Here is a 23,697-nt window from a genome sequence, read left to right as displayed (position 1 = left end):
CCTCCAAAGCCAGTATCTGCATTAGAACTTGGGTTGCGGCTTCGCGATCTTCCATGCCATCGGCGACTTGCCGCAATCGTGCGATTGGCTTCCAGTTCTTTCCGTGCGGTGGGGGCGTCCTAAGCTTCCACCTCCTATTCCACCTTCCATCGGCTTCCACCTCATGTGCTACCACCCCCTTATACCCCGGGGGGCGGTGGAAGCACCGCCGCTGTGTTCGGTCAGGGACGCTGTCTAGTCGCTCCAGCCGGCCCGCCTACGGTCGGTAGCGGCTCACCGGGAGCCCGATCAAGCGGTTGATGTGGTCTAGCAAGGCCCGTCGTATATGGCGGCGCGTCGTTGCTCGCTGTCCGGAGGTTGACCTTTTCCACGGTGACTGCAGACGCGATCACGACAACGGCGACCACGGCAAGTGCAAACAAGACCAATGCTGTCCGGTGCTGATCCATCAAAAACCCTCCGCGAAGGGCGAAACGCCAAGGCTTGAAATAAATGTCGGTAACCGAGCCCTAACGCGCCAGCGAGGGCTGGGTTTCAAAATTGCAACCACGAAAGGATATAGTGCCAACACGAGCAAAGCAATTCCGGCTGCCTCAGTGGCGACCCTACGTCAGACCCGTCTTCAAGTCAGACGCGTTCTACAAATCTGCAAGGTGGCGAGCGCAACGGGCCGCGTGCCTGCAGCGTGACGTTAGCCGGTGCACCGAGGCTTTTTGCAGCACCCCGAACGACAGGCTAACGGCGCATCACATCATTGAACGCGGCACGCCCGGTTAGACCGATACGCTGGGTAACCTCCGTACGCTGTGCTTCCGGTGTCATGACCGGCAACACGGCCAGCGAGGCCGGCGCGTGTTGTGAAGGCTCTCCGCGGACATTATGGTGGATGCTCGCAAACAATCTGATAGAGGACGAGCCTCAAACGAGCGTCACCGGGGATGCTGTCACAACCATCAGAATGCGCTTAAGCGCGGCTGGTTTTGATGCTCTTAAGGCGACTTCATTTAAGAGAAAAGAACGCAATCAGGATTAGGTCGACAACAGTCCTATCCAGAATCCGACCACGTGCACGGAGAATTGCACGCAACACAGGGGCGGCCAGTCGGATGCCTTTTCCATTTTAGGAGTGACAGTTGACTGAATTCTTCTCTCGACGCGCCGAACTTCGTAACCAATGGGACGTGTAAACGGCAAGGGAGTCGTACAGACGCGTCCTATGGACCCTGTGCCCGCGAACGCGATCAAAAACCTGCGAATGCCGAAGCCATATGGTGGCGGGGAGGGCGACTACAAAGTCAGTAAGCTTGTTCGCGGCGTAGATACGTTCGTTAAGCTGAATCGCGACGGCGACAAGCGCACAATCTTAGCTGCGACGTCTTAGCGACGTTCGCGGTTGGTTTGACTCGGAAAAGGTCTTTCCAAAAGCGGGCAAGAAGTTTCCGAGTCAAGAGAACGAACCGAGATCGCGTCAACGATGGTGACCGAGTCCAATTCCGAGCCTGATTGCCTTCTGGCGAAGCGAACCTTCAGTGCGCTTCATTTGTTTGGCGATCTTCACAATCGGTGTGCGTGCCTTTGAGTGCGCACGCAGTTGCTTGACGTCATCTGCGCTGTAAGTGCGGCGTGTTCTTTTCTTGGCGTTTTTTGCCATTTTGAATTCCCGATTCGTTATTGACCGGGGCCTTCTAAGTAAGATCGTCGCGAATAACAACACCGCACCAGTTGCAACATCTTCTGTCAGTAATTTTGCCGACGGTCGCCAAAGCCATACTCATCGAGCGGCCCGCGATTGATGTCCGGTTCCCGCCATGACAGACATCCCCGATTTCACGCTACTCCTCCAACGGATAAGCGACGCCGTTTGGCGCATCGCTCCATCGCCGATGAAACGAGAACTTTCTTTCAGGCCCAGAGAGCCACCGCGATTTGCGACCAAAAGATCATCCTGAACCCTTGCCTCACTCATCGAATGCCGCCGAGTAACGGCAACATGAAGAGAGGCGGCTCGACGAGCCGCCTCTGCGCACATTTGCGGGCCTATTGGCAGAGGTGTAGATGATCCTGCCCCGCCCTTAGCTAAGGCCCCGGTTGACGCAGGGTAAGCTATCGTGGCTGCTCCGGCCGAGCTTCCGGCGCTTCCCGTCGTGGTGCCACCACGCCGCTCCTCGCGTAGTTCCTGCCGCGCATTCCGCCGGTCTTCGCGACGATCACGTCGGCCTTCGCGCCGATCCTGCCGCCGCTCCATGCCCGCTGTTTGGGCTTCCGCCCCCGTCGCCGTCAGCGTTGCGGGAAGCGCTATCAGTCCAAACGCGGTCGCCCATCCGAGAGACAAAAGAGCCTTTCGCCGAGAAATCATGAGATCCTCCCGTGCAAGAGTTAACTCGCTTGATCCACATCAGCGTTGAGGAGCAAGTGAGCCACCTAATAATTGTCCAATGGAGCTGACCTATCTCGCGAGAGGGAGGTTTGGCGCGTAGGCACAGCAAGCCCGACTTCCGCTCGGGGTCTTGGTTGCGTGAAAACGCCGAGACGCTCGGTGACGATAGAAGAAGTTATTCGTCCAACACCGTCCCAGCGCACAAACGCGAAAGCGCAGTCAACTCTAATGACGCATGGAAGAATGCAATTCTCGCTGCGTTTCGATTTTTTGCGTTTTCACGCAGCCAGGGTCATTCGCGTCGATTTGGCAGTGCCTCTACGAAGGCCGGTCTAGCCCCGACTGCTGACGTGCGGAACAGCGGGGCCGACCTTCGCCTTCGGGCCATGTGTGGACGGCTCCGGGTTGGCAAGGAGAATCTTCACGTCGCAGGATTGGTCGGAGCAGCCATGTGTTCGGCCTGTGTGTGCGGTACGCATGACCGCTGGCCATAATGCCCTCCGCGGATCAGGTCCCGGTCAAAAGCACGCATTCGAGATGCTGTGGCCCGAGTGGGTTGTCCTGATCGCCGGATCGACCGGCACTGCATTACGTGCTGTTCGCCCTCCCAACCGTTACGTCACGCCGGCGATGTCGGCGCGATCTCGTTTAGGCCGCCAGCGCGGCCGGCTCCTGGTAGGGTTGGTTCCTTGCCATCATCGCCCAGGCCATCCTGGCGAGCTTGTTGGCAAGCGCGATGGCCGCGACCTTGGTGGGCCGCCGGGCCAACAATCGCGTGAGCCATGGCCGATGATCGGTGCCATGGATCTTGGCGTAGCGGATTACGGCGAGCGCGCCAGCCGTGAACAGGCTACGCAAATAGCGATCGCCCTGCTTGCTGATGCTGCCGAGCTTGTCTTTGCCCCCGCTCGAACTCTGCTTTGGCACGAGACCAACCCAGGCCGAGAAGTCTCGCCCCGATCGGAAGGCTTTGGGATCGGCAATGCTGGCGACCAGTGCTGTTGCCAGCGCCGGACCGACGCCAGGGATCGCGTCCAGCCGCTTGCTCGTCGTGTTTGATCGATGCCAGGCGATGATGCGACGGTCGAACTCCAGGATCTGGGCCTTCAGCGCGCGCAATTGACCGCCAAGAGCCGCAAGGCACGCGCGGGCCACCTCCGGGAGCCGCCGGTCAGCTGCATCGGCGACAACTTCCAGCAATTGCTCGACGCCTCGCCGCCCGACGGGGGCGACAATCCCGAACTCGGCAAGATAGGCGCGGATCGAGTTGATGACCGCGGTCTGCTGGCGGATGAAGAGGTGGCGCGCTCGGTGCAGCATCAGGCAGCTCTGTTGCTCGGCTGTCTTGGTCGGCACGAACCGCATGTTGGGCCTCGTCACCGCTTCACAGATCGCCTCCGCGTCCGTCGCGTCGTTCTTCTGCCGCTTGACGTAGGGCTTCACATAGGCCGGAGGCATCAATCGCACCGTATGTCCCAACGCCTGCAATTCACGGGACCAATGGTGCGATGATGCGCAAGCTTCGATCCCCACCAGGCATGGCGGCAACTTCTGGAAAAACGCCAAGACGTGGCGGCGCCTCAACTGACGGCGTACGACCACCTGGCCGGCAGCATCAACGCCGTGCACTTGGAAGACCGACTTCGCAATATCAAGGCCAATCGTCGAAACTGACTGCATAGGCTGCTCTTCCGAATCGTGGGAGCCTCAAAACAGCACCCACTCCTTGGCACTCTCGTGCCGGTGGAGGAGCCGTCCACAGCATCAGTAGCGGTCATCCGTGAACGTCTATGAGCAACCGTATGCGGACCTCAAAGCTCTTCGCCTTCCAGATCACTAACGCCGAGCGTCCAAGCACGTACCGTTTCTATTTTGGCCAGCGGCGCTTCCAACTGCAGCTATATCAATGGCAACCTCATCCGATCCGTCAGCCTGCTCAGTAGCGATCACGACGTCATGAGGTCCAGTCGTCATATAGCATATAGCCCGGTATAAGCTTGCCGCCAGCGTTCTCGACCAGCCTCGATAGCCGTGACGCAGAGAGGCAAATCCCTGCGCAAACAGGTGGCGGCATCAGTGGCGGCGCGAGGGCTGCGGTTGGTGGTGCATCAGTAGAATACGACGGCGATACGTTTTTCTCTACGCCAGACGACTGAACAGCGACGTGGGTCGCCGTCCGGAATGACGGTCAGCGCGAATTCGTCGGGAATCTTTTCATCTCCAGCCATGTCAAGGGCGGCACCGTATGCAGAGATGGTGCGAATCACGCAATCTGCTTTCGTATGACCGAAGCTGATCGAGCCGGACTTTGGGATGCGTGTCGAATGGAAACTTTTCTGCTCCATAGTTTTTCTCCGAGTAAAGGACTCACCAGAGCGAAGGAAATCGATTGTCGTCGGGCACCTCCTGCATCAAAACGAGCTTGTCAAAATCTCGGAAGTCGATCAGATCTCAGCGCCATCGAATTAAATTCCTGCATTGAAATACCACGTTTAATACGACTAAACAAATTAAATGCAAATTGCGGAGTTTAGATATAATACGGCGTGCTGGCCCAGCAACCTCAGCTACGGGTTCCAGCCGACCTTCATCCTTTCCCTGTCCTATAGATTCTCTCTCTCGATCCTTCGTATTAAATTTAAGCTTGTCAAAAATATTTAATTAATTTATTAAACAGCTCGATATTAAAATTTTGTTGGCGGGAGTGCTTGGCATGGACGAGAGAATTGCTCGTTTGCGCGCCCATCAAAAGAACGTTGAGCGCTATTTGCACCTTCTCAACACCGAGCTGACGGATGTTGAGATGCATTACCTCGAAAAGCGTCTATTCGAAGAGCGTTCCGTGATGGCCATTCTGAGCGCTGGCGATCAGCGAAGCATCGATCTTCCCGACGCTCTGTCATAGGGGCGAAATCCATTTCCAACTAGCATTGGAGAACGAAGGGCCGGTCATGCGAAATCCAGACCACGTTTCCGATCGCTACCTCGCCCTGATCGTGGCGGGTTTTGCCTTGCTCTGCTCAAGCCTACTAGCTTTTGCGTTCCTTTGAGCCTTATGGGCCTGAAGCTTGCGGAGCGAGCACGGCGCGTGCTTACCGAACGCGGCTGTGCCGAGGGTCCGCAATGGGTCTTGGCCGTGTAAAAACGGCCTTACAGGGGCCGTCAGTCTTGAAGCCAAAACTGGGCCCACCTCAGGTCACGATCGCGGCAATCAGCGGCCTGACCCCAAGGATATTCATTGCTCGGGTCAGATTATAGGCCAAAACCGAGAGCGCCATCTCAGCGGCTACCTTTGGAAGGGTTTTGGTCAGAAAGTGCGTCGCTCCCATGCGTGCCTTCATCGTGCCGAACGGATGCTCGACAGTCTCGCGACGAAGGCGCATTGCGAGCGGGTTCGCATCGAGCCGCTGCTGCACGGCGTCGAGCAGATCCTCGTGCTCCCATCGCGTGATCCGCCGCTCTGACCCGGGCGTGCACTGAGGTTTGATCGAACAATTCTTACAGGCGTTGGTCCAGTAGCGCCGCAGCATCTTGTCGGCTTCTTCGTTTGTAGGACAACGATAGGCGTCTTCCTCAGGCAAATAGACGAAGTCCTGCTTGCCGAAGCGTCCGTCCGACTTGGCGCCCGAAGTCATCGGCTTGGGCAGAGTTACCGTGACGCCGGCCTCGTGGCAGGCGAGGATCTCCGGGCTGCTGAAGTAGCCGCGATCGGCAACGGCCTCGAGCGTCTCGGACTTCAGAACAGCCTTCGCCTGCACGGCCATATTGGCAAGTTGTGCCCGATCTGAGCCGCTGTTCGTCACCTCATGCGCGATGATCAGGTGATGGTCGGTATCGACGGCGACTTGGACATTGTAGCCGACAACGCCGGATCCGCGGCCACTGGTTGCCATCGAACGGCTATCCGGATCAGTCAGGGAGATTTGCTGATCCGGTGAAGCAAGCATCTGCTTCTCGTAGGCGGCAAGCTTGCCCATCTCCCCCTTCAGCTTCGTCAGCTTCTCAGTAAGCCTTGTCACCTTCGCCGCAAGCGCCTCGCTTGGCTCCTGTCGGTCGGCCGTGTCAAGTTGGCTCAGATAGCGCGCGACGCTCTCCTCCAACTGAGCGCGCCGGCGTTCCACCTTCGCGCGCGTGAAGTTCCTGTCCCGGTTGTTCACGGCCTTGAACTTGCTCCCATCGATGGCAACGCTGGACGTCGTGAGAAGACCCATCCCGCGGCAGAGCTCGACAAAGCGCGCACATACCTTGCGCAGCGCCAGGCCGTTGTCCTTGCGGAAGTCCGCGATCGTCTTGTGATCGGGAGCAAGCCGCCCCAGCAGCCACATCACCTCGACATTGCGCCCGGCCTCTCGTTCCAGCCGCCGGCTCGACTGCACTCGGTTCAGATAGCCGTAAATGTAAAGCTTAAGGAGAACCGAGGGATGGTACGACGGCCGACCGGTGGCCGCCGGCTCCGCACCCCCAAAGCCCATCTCAGCCAAACTGAGCGCATCCACAAATACGTCGATCACGCGAACTGGGTTACTCTCGTCAATGAAGTCATCGAGGCATTCGGGCAACAGCGTCCGCTGCCCACGATCCGCCTCTTCAACGAAGCGCCTCATCCATTCCCCCAAAAGAATCACAGGAGAATCATAACAGCGGCCCGCCGTTTTCACACAGCCAGGGTCAATCGCGACGGTTTGGCACCGGCTCAAGTTAGGTCCGGCCTACCCCCGACAGCCGACATTTTCTCGTCCGTTGAATGCCAGCAGAGCGCATGGCTGCGTGGCGGACATTGTCGAGATGGACGCCGCGCGCTTAGGCTACGTCGACGGCAACTCCGCCATACTCGGCCCAGCGACTCCTTGCAGAAGCCGCAGCGCGGATCAGGCAGACTGGTGCGCTCATGCCCCTGGAGATATGTCGGGATGAGACCAACGGGCGCCGCAGCCTGTTGAGCCCGCGCGGGCGATGCCACAAGAACAAACGAGATTGTGCCCAAATGAGGAGATCCCGCGCATCGAAGTCTCCCCTAAAAGCTGCTACCCAAGTGGCTTGGTTTTGGCACTACCTAGGGTAGAGGTATCCGCGCTGCCGACTAGGATGCAAGCTGAGGAGGAGCAAGTTGTCCGTGCGATTGGAAAAACCGATCCCGGGGGGCTCGGCGTGGGCTCTCGCCCTCGTGCATCACTTCTCGGTCATCTGAGAAGGGGCAATTCCTCTTGACGCCGAAGGGCAGTTTTCGATGGCGCTGACAAGCGAGTCTGCTGGCAGACCGCAAGAAGAGATCCGTGTTGCCTATCAAATTGTTCGGCCTAGCCGATTTCGCGAGAAGATCACCGATCTTGCGATAGGGGAAGGAACGACTTTACTCCGGTTAAGAGGCCATCATAGGTTCGGTCTTTAACAACTGCGCCAAAGCTGTCGATGCCGTATCGGACGCGAACTCAAATTACACCCTATACACCGCTTCGTCTTGGCGATGCAGTAAAGATCGCGTTTCCCTTAGGCGGGATGACTGTCGGGGACTTGCGTCGTGAGCGCGATTGTAATCGATTGGTTATTGAAAAGATTGCTGGCAAGGAGTTTACAACGCTGGCTCATATCGAACGGATGCGAGAGCTATGCCGCGAAGAAGCAAGGGACGAAGACCGCAGCTCAAGGCCCCTCGCCGAGACAAGAGCGGAAAAGTCACGCATCGACCAGACCGGGTCATCCGAGGCAACGGATGGCATGTTAGCACAGGCGGCCCTGCAGATGAGATTGCAGCCGCGGAAGAAAAGCTGAGGAATCATATAATCCTTAAATGCTCCCCGAAACGACGAGTCCGCCACATCGATGATATTGCGATCGCGGATCTCCTCTCGATTTATTTGGATGCGCAGCTGGACAAGTTTCGGGAGCGTTTCAACGTAGATAGCAAGACCGAAGACACTATCCCGGACGTTCGCAAATTAAAGAAGCGAATTGAGCGGCTGAACGAGCGGTTGGGATCAAAAATGCTAGGCGAACTCAATGGAGACGCATGTCGCTCGTATGCCAAGAAACGCGGTAAGAAAGGAGGCGCGCGCCGAGACCTTGAAGATCTACGCGCTGCGATCGGTCACCATGCGGTTGAAGGATATCATCGGGGAATTGTCAAAGTATGGCTGCCTGAGAAGGGCCCACCTCGAGACAAGTGGCTGACGCGTAACGACGTGGCTCGATTAATTTGGACTTGTTGGCGCTATCGCGAAATGCAGAAGAGGTCGCGCCGGTCGTTGGACGAGAGAAAGGTCCCGACAAGCAGGCGTCCGCTACGGCACCTTGCCCGGTTCATTTTGCTGGGCATCTACAGCGGGACTCGCGCGGAAGCTATCGCGGCTGCATCTCCGATCGCAGCGATTGGTCGTGCCTATGTCGACTTGGAACGCGGGCGTTATTACCGCCTGAAACAGGGCCGCGCTAAGACCAACAAGCGGCAGCCCACCGTTCCGATCCCCTTGCGCTTGCTTGCTCACTTGCGACGTTGGCATCGGATTAATCCGGAGGCGAAGCATTTCATTGAATATAACGGAAAGGCTGTTAGCTCGGTCAAAACAGCGTTCAAGAGTGCCGCAAGGCTTGCGGGGCTTGGTCAGGGTATCTCCCCTCAAACGCTTCGGCATACTGCCGCGACTTGGCTGATGCAACGAGGGGCGGATCCTTGGCAGGCAGCTGGCTATCTCGGTATGTCGCTCGAGGTGCTCCTCAACACCTACGGCCATCACCATCCCGACTACCTGTCTGATGCAGTCGACAAGATCGCGAAGCGCGATCTAACTGTCGAACGAAGAGCGCACTTATTAAGAGCAGTTTCTGGTGCTGTGGTTCCGACCAAGGGGCGGCATCTGATAGGTTACTGATTTCACTGATTTGCCGGGCACGATTCTTCCTATGTCTACGTCGCCGCAAAAAAGATCGCGCAGTCGCTCTCCGGCTTCATCGGGGTGGCGACGAAGTTGACTGTGCCATTGGCGACGAGGTCGAGCGCATCATCCGCTAGGCCAGTCCGTCGGCCGATGTCGTCGTCGCATCGAACCGGAGTTCTTACGCGAGGCCGCCGCTTCTCCGACGAGCGCGGCCGCAAGCTGACGGTGACCTCTACCGCCGTGGGACGGAGGCTCGCCTGCGTTCTTTAGCGGTCCGCGGTTACTTTCGCAGCAGATGGAACCGCTCGCGGACTGACCGAGGGCGAGGCCCGGACGCCAGCTTGTCTAGAGCCTCAGTTTGTTCTGTTATTCGAACCTACCAAACCAGACGCTCGCTGCGTGCGCCGCAGGGTCGGACGACTCCGACTACATCAATGTCGCGAACGCGTTCCAGCAGTACGGGGTCCCAGCACATCTCCAGGATCTGGGAGTGCCGAGCCCATAGGTTGCTCCGTCGAGCAGCAGAGCGGCTTCGCAGTACACAAGTGATGGAATGTTGATAACGTTGGGAGGAGGCGCGAGAAAGTTGGCAGAATAAACCCAATTGGATCAAGCGAGGGCTGTTTCCGAACGGGTCGGTTCGAATCTGAGGCCGCGCGCCACTGATGTGAAGAGTACAAGAAGCTAGGAGATCTACAATCCTCATGACCGACGACACCTACACGATCCGCAGCGGCGCTCTCGCCGCGACCATCAAGGCACAGGGCGCCGAGATGTGCTCGCTCAGGCACGAGGACGGTATCGAATTTGTGTGGCAGGCCGAACCGGCGTGGCCTCGCCACGCGCCGTTGCTGTTTCCGATCGTCGGGCGTCTCGCCAATGACGAATTGCGGCACCGGGGCAAAACCTACCGGATGACCCAGCACGGTTTTGCGCGCGACAGCCGATTTGCATGGGGGACATTTGAAGAGAACAGGTGCGTGAGGTCTGGCGTTGCGGTCTACTGGGACATCGATGCGCTGCATGAGAAGTGTGGGGCAATTCATAGTAACACTTCAATACCGTGACCTATATTGTTCGGGCGACACAACGCGCCTAGTATTGCGGCAGGCAATTTCGGGGGCTCGAACAAGACGTGAATGTTCGTTCACAGGACAGCGCATCACGCGGCCATTTGAATCTTCAGGCCCAGTCGCAGGCACACAGGACATCCAACATCGTGGCTGATTCCGCACTTCAGGAATTGCGGCCGGTCGGGCGCGAGCGGCTGATCGTCGTCGAAGACGATCCCGTGACGCGAACGATGCTGGTCGGCTATTTCAGCGAGAACAATTTCGACGTGGTCGGTGCCGGCACCTGTGCCGAATGCCGCCAGGCGCTGCGCGCGCGCACCGACCTGGTCTTCCTCGACGTGCAATTGCCCGACGGGGATGGCTTCGAGCTCGCCAAGGAGATCCAGGCGACCAGCAACGCCGGCATCATCTTCGTGACCCGCCGCGACACCGACGTCGATCGCATCCTTGGCCTCGAGATCGCCGGCGATCATTACGTCACCAAGCCGATCAATCTGCGCGATCTCTTGGCGCGAGCGCGCAGCGTGCTGCGGCGGCGCTCGATCGACCGCAAGGCGGCGCGCAACCACAATTCGATCGCCTTCGGCGACTGGATCATCGACCTGACGCGGCGCGAGCTGCTGGGCAGCGACGGCAAGCCGGTGGCGCTGACGCGTGCCGAGTTCGACCTGCTCGCGGCCCTCGTCGGCGCGGACGGACGGCCGCTCAGCCGCGACTATCTGATCGAAGTCGTGAGCAACCGCCAGGCCGAGGTCGACATCCGCACCGTCGATGCCCTGGTGGCGCGGCTGCGCCGCAAGCTCGTCGGCAGCGACACGCCCGTCATCGCCACCGTCACCGGCGTCGGTTACCAGCTCGCGCTCAGCGAGCGCCTCTAAAGCATGATCCGGAAAAGTGCGAAGCGGTTTTCCGAAAAGATCATGCTCAAACAATAACCTAAAGCGCGCCGACGATTCCTCCTAATCTCATCGCGCTTCAGCCAGCAATGCCCGACGGCCGTCGCGCCGGCCGGGGGGCCTGGCCATCACCGTCTGCTTCAGCCGCTGAACCCGACCAAAAACCGGATGGCGATGAAGGTCGACGTGGCCACGGCCGCCGTTGCGACAATCGCAAACAAAACTCTCAAACCGTTGTGCATGGTCTCTATCAGGGGTTACGCAAAAACACTCTTGGCTAAATCGCTGCAGCTACCCCGAAAAGGACCCGAAAAGGGGAGCATCCGCAGTATTCCATCGACCATGACGGTGTCGTCAAGGGCTGGGTCCGGGTCGTGACGAATGACCGTTAACGCGAGGCCGTCCGCTTCCACCTTGCCTCGATGCGGGCCTTGATGCGGCTGACCCTGGCCTCATGCGCGGCCCAATAGGCCCGGCTTGCGGCGGCCGTGCCCCTGGTGTAGCGGGCATAGACGTCCTTGGGCTGGGCCAGCCTGGGCCGCGTCTGCGGCTTTTCAGCTCTGGCCGATGTCGTTGCCGGTGCTGGCGCCGTTGCGGATTCCGGCGCGGGCGCCGATGGTGGGGCGGCTGCATCAGGGGTGACCGCTGCCGTCGACTTCATCGCGAGCAGCCGGTTGCGCGCGCGATTGCAGTAGACCTGCGAGCGCGGGCTGATCTCTTCTTCGTCGTGGCTGGCCCGATATTTCATCAGCGTGCGGCAGAGGTCGCCGCCGGTGAGGCGCCAGGCGCGGCTGAGATGAAGCACGCCGTAGTGGATGTTGATATCAGGCTCGGCGAGCTCGGCAGCGTTTCCCCTGAACCCGAGCGCCGCCGCGGTCTCGAGCCGCAGCTGCATCAGGCCGAGCTGGCCGGCGCTGCCGACGACGGCCGAGTTGTAGCCGCTCTCGACGAAGACGACGGCCTCCGCAATGTCGGCGGGCAGATTGGTCCTCGCCGTCTCATGCTCGATGATCTTTCGGATCTCGGTTCGCGACGTCGCGGTTTCGCCCGCGCCGAGGTCGGCATTTTGAGTGGGGATCGCCGCGGTCGTGCCGACGTCATCCGTGGCGCGCTCCCTGGCGGCATCCTGGGCCTGCACGCAAGTCGCCGCCGACAGAAGCGCCGCGACCACGATGCCTCGCCACATCGCGCTGGAATTCGATCGTACCCGGCTCCGCAACATGAGGTACGTCGTACATCTTCCGAGTTAATAACCGATGTGTTGCCGGCTAGTTGTGCTCAACAATTCTTGAAATGTAAGGTCGTTCACACGCCTCGCTCCGCGATCGGATCATCGTGCGCGTCGTCGGTACTGGCCGCATCCCGCGTCCGGATCGATCCACGGTGAGCAAGGAGCCAACATGAGCAACGCAGCAAACAGGGAAGAGATCGTCCGCAAGTTCCTGGGGTCGAAGGTGTTCGACTTCAATGCCTTCGGAAAATTCGTTGCCGAGAACGGCGCGAGCATTGCGAGTGCCAGCGAAAGCGAGTTCGGCTTCGTCGTCGGCAATCGCTTCATCCGTTACTGCATCCCGCCGGTGGTGGAAGTGGAACAGGGGATCAATCCGGCCGCTATCCGCAATGAGGTCACCGGTCGCTGACCCGGCCCTGAGGTGCGCTTCCGGCGCGGCCACGATCTCGCTTTGGTCCATCAGCTCCCGCACTCTCCCTCTCGTGAGGCGCCCATGCCAAATCTGCAGGATCGGACTGCCGCGCCGGGTTGCAACCGCATTGCGGCCGGCGCCGCGAACGCCGCGGAAGTTGCCCAGGATCTGCGGCGACGCCTGCAGCTCGCCGTGCGCATCGCCGAGCGGACGCTCCAGTTTCTCGGCAAGGACGGGTTCGACGGTGCGGAGGTCCCGGACGGCAATTTCGCCGCGGAAAAGCCGCTCGCCGAAACCGCGATGCTGCTCTATGTAGCCGCGCGCTACGCGCCCGATGCCGGCACAGCGGCGCCGCTGCGAGATCTCGTGCCCTATGCGCGTTCGGAGCAGATGCGCTGGGACGTCGTACGCTATCCGTCGGTCTGCCTCCAGCTCGCGACGCCGCACATCCTGCTGAGTGCACTCGGCCACGCCGACCCGGACTTCGACGAGCTGCTGGCGCGAAGCTGGTCGGCGTCGGCGCGAGCCGGGCACGAAGTGGTGCCGTACCGCGAGCTCGAAGTGCTCTGGTTGCATGCACTGTGGCGCAGCGAGCGGCCGGGCCCTCTGCGTGAAGAGATCGCGCGCAGGACCGCGCTCGGAAATCCGATCGATCTATTGAACGGCACGCGCGATGACGCCTATGCGCACACGCATGCCCCGATGTATGCCACCAATTTCGGGGCGTGGCAGCTGACGTTGCCGCGGCCGAGCGGCGAGTTTCTCGACGAGGCGGGGTCCGTGCTCGCCCGGGCGCTGGTCGTCGAGGACTATGACCTTGCGGGCGAAGCGCTGATGGCGTGGCCGCTGTTGTCGTCGCACTGGAGTCCGGCTGCTGCGTTCGGCTTTCGCGTTCTCGCCTCGCTGGAGGACAAGGTCGGATTTCTCCCTGCAGGACGCTCGGCGTCGGGCCGGATCCAGCGGTTGAACGGACACGACAAGACCAGATGCGCGCTCGCGACCTCCTATCACACGGCTTACGTGATGGGCATGTTGTGTGCGGTGTCGCTCAGGGACGGTATGGCGTCGCCCTTCGACATCGCAGGTGCCGCATATCAGATGGATATCATCGAGATGTTGTATGCCGCGATACCCCGGACAGGCGCGCATTGGGAGAACGTTTTCCAGTCGCTGGATGCGCGCGAGCAGATGGCGCTGGCGCCGTTTCTGCTCGATGTTGCGCTGATACGGTCGAGCCGCAGCGGTGACGCCGCACGGATGGTGCATCTGCTGCAGACGGCCATCGCGCATGGCATGGCGAACACCGCGGTGTGCAGCCAGTCGGCCGAGTATCTCTCGCGACTGGGCGCGATGGTGGATGGCCGGCACGCAGTCTCGCGCCTATCGCGAGCGTGAGAGCTGGTCCGTGGCCATCCCCTGCACGCTGCCGGAGGCGAGCTGGTCGTCGACGGCATAGAGTGTGCAGGTCGGCGACCATTTCATGCAGGCCGCGAGCGAATCGCGCTGCGCCTCGTCTACGGTGCTGCGCCCGGAACGCCAGCCGTAGCCGCCGTTCGGCGACACCGCGAAGGCCTTGTGCGGCACGGTGCTGTCGAGATAGCGCGCGAACTCGGCTTTCGCCGCGTCGTTGAAATGAGCAGGCGGCGGCAGCGGATCAGGCAGGCTCAGCACGTCGTGGCCAAGCCCGCGCTCGCGCAGGAAGGCGTCGATGTAGGGCGTCCATTGCGGGCGGGCCGCCACGGAGTAGAGATAGTGGCCGTCATCGCCGTAGGGCGGCGCCGCGACGAATTTGGCGGCGCCGCCGCCGGCGCGAAATCCGTCATAGAACCGGCGCGCCAGATCGGGTCCGAAGTACAGGTCGTTGGTTGCGTAGACCCACAGCATCGGCACGCGCGAGGTCTTGCCGAAGGTCGCGAAGGCCTGCACCAGCCCCTCCGGATTGCAGACGTCGTCATCGTCGCGTGAGCCGCGGCCGCCGGCGAAGCTGATCGCGGCAACGAGGCCGCTTGGCGCCTGCGCGGTCAGCGCGACGGTGGCGAGTCCCCCGGCGGAATGGCCGGCCGCGATCATGCCCGTGGTGGTGACGTCGGTCCTGCGGCTCATCGCATCGATCGCCGCGCGTAAATCCGCGACCGCGATCGCCGCTGCCGGCAGATAGGCGGCCTTGGCGCAGCCGCCGACGCTGTCGACGCGTCCGCCGGGCGAGGTGCCATAGCCGCGCCGCATCACGATCAGCGCAGCAAAACCGCGCCGGGCATATTCCAGCGCGATGCCGTAATATTTGTGCGCCGACATGGTTGCGCGGTCCTCGAAGCTGCGCGGCGAGCCGTGACTGAGCAGCGCCAGCGGATAGCGCTTGGTGCCCGCGGGGCGGACCAGGAACGCCTCCAGCCCCTGCGGTCCGGCCTCGGCCATCGGAATGCGCAAATCCTCGGTGTAGAACTGGCCGGCGTTGGCGCGAGCCCCAACCCCCGCTATGGCGAGCAGGATGAGCACGGGCAGACGCCAGCGCGCAAAGCCCATGGTGGATGATTCTCCGTGGCTGTTGCGGATCATAACAGAACCCGCATGACCCGGCGAACCGGCCTCGTTCGGATCGCTCTAACGTCCGCCCCGATCGTTCACTTCAGCGTCTGGAGATAGGCGATGACATTGGCCCGATCTGTGGGGTTGGCCAGCCCCTTGAAGAACATCTTGACGCCGTGGACGTCGCCGCGGGGATCGGCGAGATAGGCGTCCAGCGCTGTTGGGGTCCAGGCCTCCTTGTTGGCCTTCATGGCTTCAGAATAGGCGAAGTCCGGGACAGCGGCAGGCTTGCGGCCGACGACATTCCAGAGGCTTGGGCCGACCTTGTTCACCCCGATCACCACCGCGTGGCAGTTCTCGCAGGTTTGCTGGAAGACGGCCTTCCCCGCCGCCGGATCGCCCTCCGCGGCGCAGGCCGACGACGCGGCGCTGGCCAGCATGAGCGTGAAAAACAGACGTCCAATCATGGTGATCGCCCCAATCACGGGATCTGCCGGTGTATCCCGCAGGTCCGCCTTCGTTCATAAAACGGGGAGCATCGTGCGCCGCGCCGGGCAACGGCGTCCTTGTCCTGAATCAACCGATATCCGGCACCAAAGTACGAGATCGATGGATCGCCCCGTGGAGGATCGGCGTTGTCGATTGATCGTTGACCTGGCATCTGGCCGGCCCGCCAACCGGCTTGGCGCGCTCCCGGCCGATGCTATGGTGGGCCGCAATCCCTTTAAGGACAGGACGAGGATATCCCAGTGGCAGATGTTCATCCCGCGGCGGGCAAGCTGGTTTCGCCGGACGCGCTCGCCAACATTCCGCGGCTCGTGACCGCCTATTTCGCCGGCAAGCCCGATGCGGCCGACCCGGCGCAGCGGGTGGCGTTCGGCACGTCCGGTCATCGCGGCACCTCGCTCAAGAACACCTTCAATGAAGGCCATATCCTGGCGACCACGCAGGCCATCTGTGACTACAGGAAAGAGAAGGGGCTGACCGGTCCGCTCTTCATCGGCATCGATACCCATGCGCTGGCCGAGCCGGCGCTCGCCAGCGCCGTTGAGGTGTTCGCGGCCAACGGCGTCGAGTTGATGATCGACAAGGATCACGGCTACACGCCGACGCCCGTCATCTCGCATGCGATCCTGACCTACAACAAGGGCCGCACTAGCGGCCTTGCCGACGGCGTCGTCGTCACGCCCTCACACAATCCGCCTGAAGACGGCGGCTACAAATACAATCCGCCGCATGGCGGCCCGGCCGATACCGACGCAACCTCCATCATCGAAAAGCGCGCCAACGCCTATCTTGCGGATGGGCTCAAGGGCATCAAGCGCATCGACTATGCCAGGGCGCTGAAATCGTCGACCGTGCACGGCCATGATTACATCACCCCTTACGTTGCCGATCTCGGCAGCGTCGTCGATCTCGAGCTGGTCAAATCCGCCGGCGTCAACATCGGCATCGATCCGCTCGGCGGCGCCGCGGTGCACTACTGGCATCCGATCATCGCGCGCTACGGCCTGAAAGCGACCGTGGTGAACGAGGCGATCGACCCGACCTTCCGCTTCATGACGGTGGACTGGGACGGCAAGATCCGCATGGACTGCTCCTCGCCTTACGCCATGGCGAGCCTGATCGCGATGCGCGACCGCTTCGACGTCGCCTTTGCCAACGACACCGACGCCGACCGCCACGGCATCGTGACGCGCACCGGCGGCCTGATGAATCCGAACCATTATCTGGCGACCGCGATCTCCTATTTGTTCGCGCACCGCCCGAACTGGGGCAAGGATGCCGCGATCGGCAAGACCGTGGTGTCGAGCTCGATCATCGACCGCGTCGCCAGGAAGCTCGGCCGCAAGCTGGTGGAGACGCCGGTCGGCTTCAAATGGTTCGTCGATGGTCTGCTCACCGGCGGCTTCGGCTTCGGCGGCGAGGAGAGTGCAGGGGCCTCGTTCCTGCGCCGCGACGGCACGGTATGGACCACCGACAAGGACGGCATCATCCTCGGCCTGCTCGCCGCCGAGATCATGGCCAGGACCGGCCGCGATCCGAGCCAGTTGTTCGGCGATCTCACCGCCGAGTTCGGTGTGCCCCATTACGCCCGCATCGACGTCGCCGCCACCGGGCCGCAGAAGACCATTTTGAAATCCGTCACGCCGGAGCGGCTTGGCCTGAAGGATCTCGCCGGCGATCCGGTTCGCTCAACATTGAGCAAGGCGCCAGGCAACGGCCAGCCGTTCGGCGGCATCAAGGTCGAGACCGACTACGGCTGGTTCGCGGCGCGGCCGTCGGGGACCGAGGATGTGTACAAGATCTACGCCGAAAGCTTCCGCAGCACCGAGCACCTGAAGCGGATTCAGGAAGAGGCTCAAGCGGGGCTCGCCAAGGTGTTCGCGGCTTAGGGACCTACGCCGAGCGCTCCCAAGCTGCCGCTCCGAGAGGGAGTGCTCGCCGCATCCCTCCGCTGTCATCACCCGCGAAAGCGGGTGATCCAGTACGCCGCGGCCGCAGTTGTGTGAACCCAATGACCGCCGCGGCGTACTGGATTCCCCGCTTTCGCGGGGAATGACAACTGTTCCATATGTATACATCAATCCAACTATAGGTATTATAACACTCAAATTATGGGCTTGAACGGCACCGTCCTTGAGTTATTGTATACATAACGCATACAACAGCCCTGGGAGATCGCCCATGACAAAACCCTTTCCCATGAACGCCTGGTACGCCGCCGCCTGGGACGCGGAGGTGAAGCCGGCCCTGTTGCCGCGCACGATCTGCGGCAAGCATGTCGTGATGTACCGCAAGGCCGACGGGGCGGTGACCGCGCTGGAGGATGCCTGCTGGCATCGCCTGGTGCCGCTGTCCAAGGGCCGGCTCGAAGGCGACACCGTGGTCTGCGGCTATCACGGCCTGAAATACAATGCGCAAGGGCGCTGCACCTTCATGCCCTCGCAGGAGACCATCAATCCGTCCGCCTGCGTGCGCGCCTATCCCGTGGTCGAGCGTCACCGCTATGTCTGGCTCTGGATGGGCGATCCCGCACTCGCCGATCCCGCGCTGGTGCCCGACATGCACTGGAATCACGATCCCGCCTGGGCCGGTGACGGCAAGACCATCCGCGTTGCCTGCGACTACCGCCTCGTGCTCGACAATCTCATGGACCTCACCCACGAGACCTTCGTGCACGGCTCCTCCATCGGCAATGATGCCGTTGCCGAAGCGCCGTTCGACGTCACCCATGGCGAGAAGACGGTCACCGTGACGCGCTGGATGCGCGGCATCGAGGCGCCGCCGTTCTGGGCCAAGCAACTCGGCAAGCCCGGCCTGGTCGATCGCTGGCAGATCATCCGCTTCGAGGCGCCGTGCACCATCGCCATCGACGTCGGCGTGGCGCCTGCGGGCACCGGCGCGCCTGAGGGTGATCGCTCGCAGGGCGTCAACGGTTTCGTGCTCAACACCATCACGCCGGAGACCGAGAAGACCTGCCATTATTTCTGGGCCTTCGTGCGCAACTACCGGCTCGGCGAGCAGCGCATCACCACCGAGATCCGCGAAGGCGTCTCCGGCATCTTCCGCGAGGACGAGCTGATCCTGGAGGCGCAGCAGCGCGCCATGGACGAGAACCCGGACCGCATCTTCTACAATCTCAACATCGATGCCGGCGCGATGTGGATGCGCAAGCTGATCGACAGGATGATCGCGAAGGAAAACGGACCGCAGCATCTGCAGGCCGCGGAGTAGGGCATGGCCGAGCTCGACCGCTCCGTCTCGCAGACCGTGAAGGCGCAGCTCGCGCTGCGCGACCAGATCCTGTCCGGATCGTTGCGTCCAGGCGAGCGCATCTCCGAGCTTCAGGCGGTGGAAACCACCGGCGCCTCGCGCACGCCGGTGCGCATGGCGCTGGTGCGGCTGGAGGAGGAGGGGCTCCTGGAGGCGATCCCCTCCGGCGGCTTCATGGTGAAGGCGTTCTCCGAGCGCGACATCTCCGATTCCATCGAGCTGCGCGGCACGCTGGAAGGTCTCGCCGCACGCTTTGCCGCCGAGCGTGGCGTCTCCGCGCGCGAGCTCGAGCCGCTGAAGGAGTGTCTGGCCGCGATCGACGAGCTGCTCGGCCAGGTGCCGATTTCGATCGAGGCCTTCTCGTCCTATGTCACGCTGAACGCGCGCTTCCATGCGCTGCTGACCGAATTGTCGCGCAGCCCGCCCCTGATCCGGCAGATCGACCGCGCCTCCGCGCTGCCGTTTGCCTCGCCCAGCGGCTTCGTGATGGCGCAGTCGGCGCTGCCGGAGGCGCAGCAGATCCTGATCATCGGCCAGGAGCACCACCGCGTCGTGATCGACGCGATCGAGAACCGCGAAGGCGCGCGGGCCGAAGCGATCATGCGCGAGCACGCGCGGCTTGCGGTGCGAAACCTGCGGCTCGCGCTGCGCAACCGAACCCATCTCGACCTCTTGCCGGCGCTCGCGCTGATCAAGACCGCAACCGATTGAGGGCACCATGCGCTTCGTCGAAACCTGGATTCCCGCAACGCTGGTCGCGACCCGCGATCTGTCGCCCGGCATCCGCGAATTCCTGATTCTGCCCGACCAGTTCGACGGCGCAGCCTATCCGGTCGGCAGCCACATCAATATCAGCGTGACGATTGATGGTCAGCCGGAGACGCGGTCCTATTCGCTGGTCGGCGAAGCGACCTCGCAAGGCTTCAAGATCGCGGTGCGCCGCGCCGAGGACTCGCGCGGCGGCTCGCGCTACATGTGGCAACTCGCAGCCGGCGCGCGGCTCGACATCACGCGGCCGGCTTCGCTCGTTGCCGTCGACTGGGAGCGCGAAAACTATTGCCTGATCGCCGGCGGCATCGGCATCACCCCGATCCTCGGCGCAGCGCAAGCGCTGATGCGCCGCGGCGCCAATGTCACCCTGCATTACGCCGTGCGCAGCCGCGCGGATGCCGCCTATCTCGACGAGCTCGCCGACATGCTCGGCGACCGCCTGGTCGTCCATGCCAGCGACGAGGGCAGGCGGCTAGATCTCGACGCGCTGTTCGCCTCGCTGCCCAAGGGCACGCTGACGCTGTTCTGCGGCCCGATGCGCATGCTCGATGCCGCGCGCCATGCCTGGATCGGTGCCGGCCATCCGCTGTCCGATCTGCGCTACGAAACCTTCGGCTCCAGCGGCACGCTGCCGACAGAAGCGTTTCGCGTGCGCCTGAAGGATTCCGATGTGGAGCTCGAAATCCCGCGCGAGCGCTCGATGCTCGACGTCCTCAACGCCAGCGGCTTTGAGGTGATCTCCGACTGCAAGCGCGGCGAGTGCGGCCTCTGCGCCATCGACGTCGTCGCTGTCGAGGGCGAGATCGACCACCGCGACGTCTTCTTCAGCGATCACCAGAAGCACAGCAACACCAAGATCTGCACCTGCGTCTCGCGGGCACGTGGCACCATCACCGTGGACACGCTGCTGCGGGCGGATGCGGTTTGAGGGCATCTACGCCGCAAAAATCGCCTGCAACTTCTTCGCTGTCATGCCCCGGCTTGACCGGGGCATCCAGTACGCCGCGGCCTCTCGGCTCTATCACAACCGTCTCGGCGTACTGGATCGCCCGGTCGAGCCGGGCGATGACAGCGGTGCGTTAGGCGTCACCGCCCCAACTGTTTCGGGTCGTAATAGAACCGCTCCTCGATCAGCTTGTCGCCGCGCCAGGTCTGCCAGGCGATCTCCTCCAGCGTGCGCGTGACGCCTTCGGCGTTGGTGAAGCTGAAGATCCAGCGGCTCGCGACATTGTCGCCTTCGATCAGGCTCGGCCCGACGCGCACCGCCTTGACCTCCTTGAACGCAGCGAGCACGCCGCGCTCCTTGGCGACGAGGTTGTCGCGGCCGACCGTTGGGGCGGCGTTGTTCTCATAGGTCGCGGCATCGGCCGTGTAGTACTGCTCGATCGCTTCGACGAACTCCCCGTTCTCCAGCCGCCTTACAAAGGCTTCAACGACGTCACGGCTCGGCATGGCGGCACCTCTTGAGAAAACCGACTGTTAGTCGGTAAATACCGACCGTCGGTCGAAAAGTCAACTGGCCGCGGAAAGCGAATTCGATTAGACCAAACCCATGGCCAAACAGGCGGAGCGGCGGGCGGCGACATCTGAGGCGATCCTGACAGCGGCGCGGCGGCTGTTCGGGGCGCGGGGCTTCGCCGCCACGACGATGGATGACATCGCGGAGGCAGCCGACGTCGCCAAGGGCGCGGTCTATCATCACTTCAAGACCAAGGAAGCCGTATTCGAAGCGGTGTTCGATCTCGTCTCGCGCGACCTCGTCGTCGAGATCGACGGCGCCGCGCGGACCGAGAAGGACGTGCTCTCCGCCATGGTCGCCGGCACCCAGCATTATTTTGCCGCGACCGCCAAGGGTGCGACCGGCCAGATCATCTTGCGCGACGGCCCCGCCGTGCTCGGCTGGGAGCGCTGGCGCGAGATCGATGCAAAACACTTTGGCGGCAAGATGCCGCGCGCGATTGCTGCCGCGATGGAGGCCGGCCTGATCGCCAAACAGCCGGTCGAGCCGCTGGCGCGGCTGCTGCTCGGCGCGGTGACGGAGGCCGCAGTCGCCTGCGCCGGACGCACGGATATTGCAAGGGCGGGCGCGGAATATGCCCGTGCCTTCAGGTCGCTGGTCGAGGCGCTGCGTCTGCGGGATTGATTGTGCTAATGTCTGCGCTGAGCGCGGCAAGCGTCTATCATCCGGCCTGAACCTGTCGTATGGGCAATGACGCGCACGCGACACACGTGCTGGATGGAGAACGGCTTGGCTATTCGACTACGGATCGGCACCCGCAAGAGCACGATGGCGCTGGCGCAGACGGAAGAGATTGCGCGCCGCCTGACATCGGCCGTATCAGGTCTCGACGTCGAGATCGTCAAGTTCGACACCACGGGAGATCTCGACCAGACCAGCAAGCTGCTGCCTCATGGCGGCAAGGGCGGCGCCTTCGTCGCCCAGATCCGCGCCGCCGTGCTTGCGGGCGAGCTCCAGGCCGCGATGCATTCGCTGAAGGACATGCCCGGCAATGAGGACACGCCGGGCCTCGTCATCGGCGCCACGCTGTCGCGCGATCCGCCCGGCGATGCACTGGTGCTGCGCGCGGGCGTGACGCTGCAAGCGCTGCACCAGTCGCGCGGCAAAGGCTTCAAAATTGGCACCAATGCCGTACGTCGTGCCGCCTATGCGCGGCGGCTGTTTCCTGACGTCGAGGTGATTCACTTCCGCGGCGCCGCCGACACCCGCGTGCGAAAGCTCGATCATCGTGAGAAGCAGAAGCTGCCGGACGGCGGCGCGGGGGGACCCGCGGATGCGCTGATCATGGCGCGGTCGGGACTTGATCGCGTCGGTCTTTCCAGCCGCATCGCCTACGAATTCACTGCGGCGGAGATGCTGCCGGCCGCAGGGCAGGGCATCGTCGCGGTCGAATGCGCGGCGCGGGACTGGCAGACGCGACAGATTCTCTCGTCGATCGACGATCCCTCAGCCCATGCCTCTGCCGATGCCGAACGCGAAGTGCTGTGGGTGCTCAACGGCCACTGCAATTCGCCGGTGGCGGGCTTCTCGACCATCGCGGGCGATCAGATGTCGCTGACAGCGTCGGTCCTCGATCTCTCCGGCAACACCATCATCGAAGCGTCGCGCACGGGGCCGGCCAACCGGCCGCGCGAGCTTGGTCGTGCGGTGGGTCTCGATCTCCTGGCGAAGGGAGCCGCCGAGATCATCGAGCGCAGTCGGCCGCGCTAAAGCGCGATGAGACCAGGATGAATCGTCATCGCGCTTTAGGTTGTTGTTTGAGCATGATCTCCGCGCAAACGCGTTCCGCTGATGTCGCGAGGGAAAACCGCTTCGCACTTTTCCGGATCATGCTTTCGGCCATGTCCCCATAGGTTCGGGCTTACCTTGGGTCGAGCTGCTTGCTGGCGATCTCGGCAAGCACGATAGCATTGGTCACGCCGCTTGAACCGATCTCAATGATCTTGCGGGCAACAAGATCGCAAATGGGATCACGGCGATCTACCAGATCGAGTTTGCGCAGGGTTGCGTTGAAGGCCAGTTCGTAGACGTGCCGTTGCTCTGGCGTAAGCCGGCTATCTTCAAGCAGGCGATTGATCGTCATGACCGCCTCCCGGTGTTCGGCGGGAGCGCGACAGGTCTCTCAGTCACCGATAGAAGCCTCGGATCGGACGGTGATGGTTCCAGCGTGCGCCGTTAACTTGTGGCAGTCAACCAGGATGAAGTGCCAGAACGGCGGGTTCGCGAATGAAAGAGGCGAACTG

Annotated in this window: 21 protein-coding genes and 3 pseudogenes; 15 read left to right on the top strand and 9 right to left on the bottom strand. The window is 62.1% G+C overall.

The window, feature by feature from the left end; translation table 11 throughout:
- Positions 1 to 777 precede the first annotated feature (777 nt).
- A pseudogene (locus XH80_RS43990) lies at positions 778 to 861 on the top strand (HNH endonuclease); the annotation flags it as partial.
- A 607-nt stretch (positions 862 to 1,468) separates the two neighbouring features.
- On the opposite strand, the gene XH80_RS18605 reads toward XH80_RS43990, so the two are convergent.
- The 3 genes from XH80_RS18605 to XH80_RS18595 all read right to left on the bottom strand — a co-directional run bounded on the left by XH80_RS18605 (position 1,469) and on the right by XH80_RS18595 (position 4,722).
- Positions 1,469 to 1,651, bottom strand: coding sequence for a hypothetical protein (locus tag XH80_RS18605; protein WP_271599794.1), 183 nt, complete (start codon positions 1,649 to 1,651; stop codon positions 1,469 to 1,471).
- A 1,374-nt stretch (positions 1,652 to 3,025) separates the two neighbouring features.
- Positions 3,026 to 4,057: an IS110 family transposase gene (locus XH80_RS18600; RefSeq protein ID WP_271599793.1), complete on the bottom strand. Its 1,032-nt coding sequence runs from the start codon at positions 4,055 to 4,057 to the stop codon at positions 3,026 to 3,028.
- Between the two features lie 428 nt (positions 4,058 to 4,485).
- The gene (locus tag XH80_RS18595) at positions 4,486 to 4,722 is read right to left on the bottom strand and encodes a PilZ domain-containing protein (protein ID WP_271599792.1); all 237 of its coding nucleotides are present in this window, start codon (positions 4,720 to 4,722) and stop codon (positions 4,486 to 4,488) included.
- A gap of 368 nt (positions 4,723 to 5,090) precedes the next feature.
- On the opposite strand from XH80_RS18595, the gene XH80_RS18590 reads away from it, so the two are divergent.
- Complete coding sequence (locus XH80_RS18590; RefSeq protein WP_271599791.1) at positions 5,091 to 5,282, top strand: hypothetical protein; 192 nt, start codon at positions 5,091 to 5,093, stop codon at positions 5,280 to 5,282.
- A 286-nt stretch (positions 5,283 to 5,568) separates the two neighbouring features.
- On the opposite strand, the gene XH80_RS18585 is transcribed toward XH80_RS18590, so the two are convergent.
- Complete coding sequence (locus XH80_RS18585) at positions 5,569 to 6,981, bottom strand: IS1182 family transposase (protein ID WP_271599790.1); 1,413 nt, start codon at positions 6,979 to 6,981, stop codon at positions 5,569 to 5,571.
- A gap of 805 nt (positions 6,982 to 7,786) precedes the next feature.
- On the opposite strand from XH80_RS18585, the gene XH80_RS18580 reads away from it, so the two are divergent.
- The 5 genes and pseudogenes from XH80_RS18580 to XH80_RS18565 all read left to right on the top strand — a co-directional run bounded on the left by XH80_RS18580 (position 7,787) and on the right by XH80_RS18565 (position 11,200).
- Positions 7,787 to 8,146: an excisionase gene (locus XH80_RS18580; protein WP_271599789.1), complete on the top strand. Its 360-nt coding sequence runs from the start codon at positions 7,787 to 7,789 to the stop codon at positions 8,144 to 8,146.
- Between the two features lie 86 nt (positions 8,147 to 8,232).
- A complete protein-coding gene (locus XH80_RS18575; protein ID WP_271599788.1) occupies positions 8,233 to 9,243 on the top strand; it encodes a tyrosine-type recombinase/integrase in 1,011 nt (336 codons plus the stop codon).
- Between the two features lie 15 nt (positions 9,244 to 9,258).
- Positions 9,259 to 9,445: pseudogene (locus tag XH80_RS43985) on the top strand (UDP-glucose 6-dehydrogenase); the annotation flags it as partial.
- A 508-nt stretch (positions 9,446 to 9,953) separates the two neighbouring features.
- Positions 9,954 to 10,232: pseudogene (locus XH80_RS18570) on the top strand (aldose epimerase family protein); the annotation flags it as partial.
- A gap of 152 nt (positions 10,233 to 10,384) precedes the next feature.
- A complete protein-coding gene (locus XH80_RS18565) occupies positions 10,385 to 11,200 on the top strand; it encodes a response regulator transcription factor (protein ID WP_271599787.1) in 816 nt (271 codons plus the stop codon).
- 406 nt (positions 11,201 to 11,606) lie between these two features.
- On the opposite strand, the gene XH80_RS18560 is transcribed toward XH80_RS18565, so the two are convergent.
- Positions 11,607 to 12,389 (bottom strand): transglycosylase SLT domain-containing protein, encoded by a 783-nt coding sequence (locus XH80_RS18560; protein ID WP_271599786.1) that lies wholly within the window; start codon positions 12,387 to 12,389, stop codon positions 11,607 to 11,609.
- Positions 12,390 to 12,618: 229 nt separating this feature from the next.
- On the opposite strand from XH80_RS18560, the gene XH80_RS18555 reads away from it, so the two are divergent.
- On the top strand, positions 12,619 to 12,858 hold the full coding sequence (locus XH80_RS18555) for a hypothetical protein (protein WP_057756882.1): 240 nt from the start codon (positions 12,619 to 12,621) through the stop codon (positions 12,856 to 12,858).
- Between the two features lie 84 nt (positions 12,859 to 12,942).
- Positions 12,943 to 14,256 carry a DUF6895 family protein gene (locus tag XH80_RS18550; protein ID WP_271599785.1) on the top strand — a complete coding sequence of 438 codons (1,314 nt, stop codon included), beginning with the start codon at positions 12,943 to 12,945 and terminating at the stop codon, positions 14,254 to 14,256.
- On the opposite strand, the gene XH80_RS18545 is transcribed toward XH80_RS18550, so the two are convergent.
- A complete protein-coding gene (locus tag XH80_RS18545; RefSeq protein WP_228749648.1) occupies positions 14,242 to 15,384 on the bottom strand; it encodes an alpha/beta hydrolase family protein in 1,143 nt (380 codons plus the stop codon). The two genes, XH80_RS18550 and XH80_RS18545, sit on opposite strands and share 15 nt — an antisense overlap.
- A gap of 98 nt (positions 15,385 to 15,482) precedes the next feature.
- Positions 15,483 to 15,854 carry a c-type cytochrome gene (locus XH80_RS18540; RefSeq protein ID WP_271599784.1) on the bottom strand — a complete coding sequence of 124 codons (372 nt, stop codon included), beginning with the start codon at positions 15,852 to 15,854 and terminating at the stop codon, positions 15,483 to 15,485.
- 282 nt (positions 15,855 to 16,136) lie between these two features.
- On the opposite strand from XH80_RS18540, the gene pgm reads away from it, so the two are divergent.
- The 4 genes from pgm (at position 16,137) to XH80_RS18520 (ending at position 20,863) form a co-directional block, all read left to right on the top strand.
- Positions 16,137 to 17,783 carry a phosphoglucomutase (alpha-D-glucose-1,6-bisphosphate-dependent) gene (gene pgm / locus XH80_RS18535; protein ID WP_271599783.1) on the top strand — a complete coding sequence of 549 codons (1,647 nt, stop codon included), beginning with the start codon at positions 16,137 to 16,139 and terminating at the stop codon, positions 17,781 to 17,783.
- 292 nt (positions 17,784 to 18,075) lie between these two features.
- Positions 18,076 to 19,125, top strand: coding sequence for an aromatic ring-hydroxylating dioxygenase subunit alpha (locus XH80_RS18530; protein WP_271599782.1), 1,050 nt, complete (start codon positions 18,076 to 18,078; stop codon positions 19,123 to 19,125).
- A gap of 3 nt (positions 19,126 to 19,128) precedes the next feature.
- Positions 19,129 to 19,875, top strand: coding sequence for a GntR family transcriptional regulator (locus XH80_RS18525; protein WP_220003988.1), 747 nt, complete (start codon positions 19,129 to 19,131; stop codon positions 19,873 to 19,875).
- Positions 19,876 to 19,882: 7 nt separating this feature from the next.
- The gene (locus tag XH80_RS18520) at positions 19,883 to 20,863 is read left to right on the top strand and encodes a PDR/VanB family oxidoreductase (RefSeq protein ID WP_271599781.1); all 981 of its coding nucleotides are present in this window, start codon (positions 19,883 to 19,885) and stop codon (positions 20,861 to 20,863) included.
- A 158-nt stretch (positions 20,864 to 21,021) separates the two neighbouring features.
- On the opposite strand, the gene XH80_RS18515 is transcribed toward XH80_RS18520, so the two are convergent.
- Positions 21,022 to 21,387, bottom strand: coding sequence for a nuclear transport factor 2 family protein (locus XH80_RS18515; RefSeq protein ID WP_271599780.1), 366 nt, complete (start codon positions 21,385 to 21,387; stop codon positions 21,022 to 21,024).
- 100 nt (positions 21,388 to 21,487) lie between these two features.
- On the opposite strand from XH80_RS18515, the gene XH80_RS18510 reads away from it, so the two are divergent.
- Positions 21,488 to 22,078, top strand: coding sequence for a TetR/AcrR family transcriptional regulator (locus XH80_RS18510; RefSeq protein WP_271599779.1), 591 nt, complete (start codon positions 21,488 to 21,490; stop codon positions 22,076 to 22,078).
- 105 nt (positions 22,079 to 22,183) lie between these two features.
- A complete protein-coding gene (gene hemC, locus XH80_RS18505; RefSeq protein ID WP_271599778.1) occupies positions 22,184 to 23,164 on the top strand; it encodes a hydroxymethylbilane synthase in 981 nt (326 codons plus the stop codon).
- 151 nt (positions 23,165 to 23,315) lie between these two features.
- On the opposite strand, the gene XH80_RS18500 is transcribed toward hemC, so the two are convergent.
- On the bottom strand, positions 23,316 to 23,537 hold the full coding sequence (locus XH80_RS18500) for a hypothetical protein (RefSeq protein ID WP_220004027.1): 222 nt from the start codon (positions 23,535 to 23,537) through the stop codon (positions 23,316 to 23,318).
- Between the last annotated feature and the right edge of the window lie 160 nt (positions 23,538 to 23,697).

Source organism: Bradyrhizobium sp. CCBAU 45384 (assembly GCF_028128665.1).
Classification (GTDB): Bacteria; Pseudomonadota; Alphaproteobacteria; order Rhizobiales; family Xanthobacteraceae; genus Bradyrhizobium; species Bradyrhizobium manausense.
This window is presented reverse-complemented; position numbering and strand designations above follow the sequence as displayed.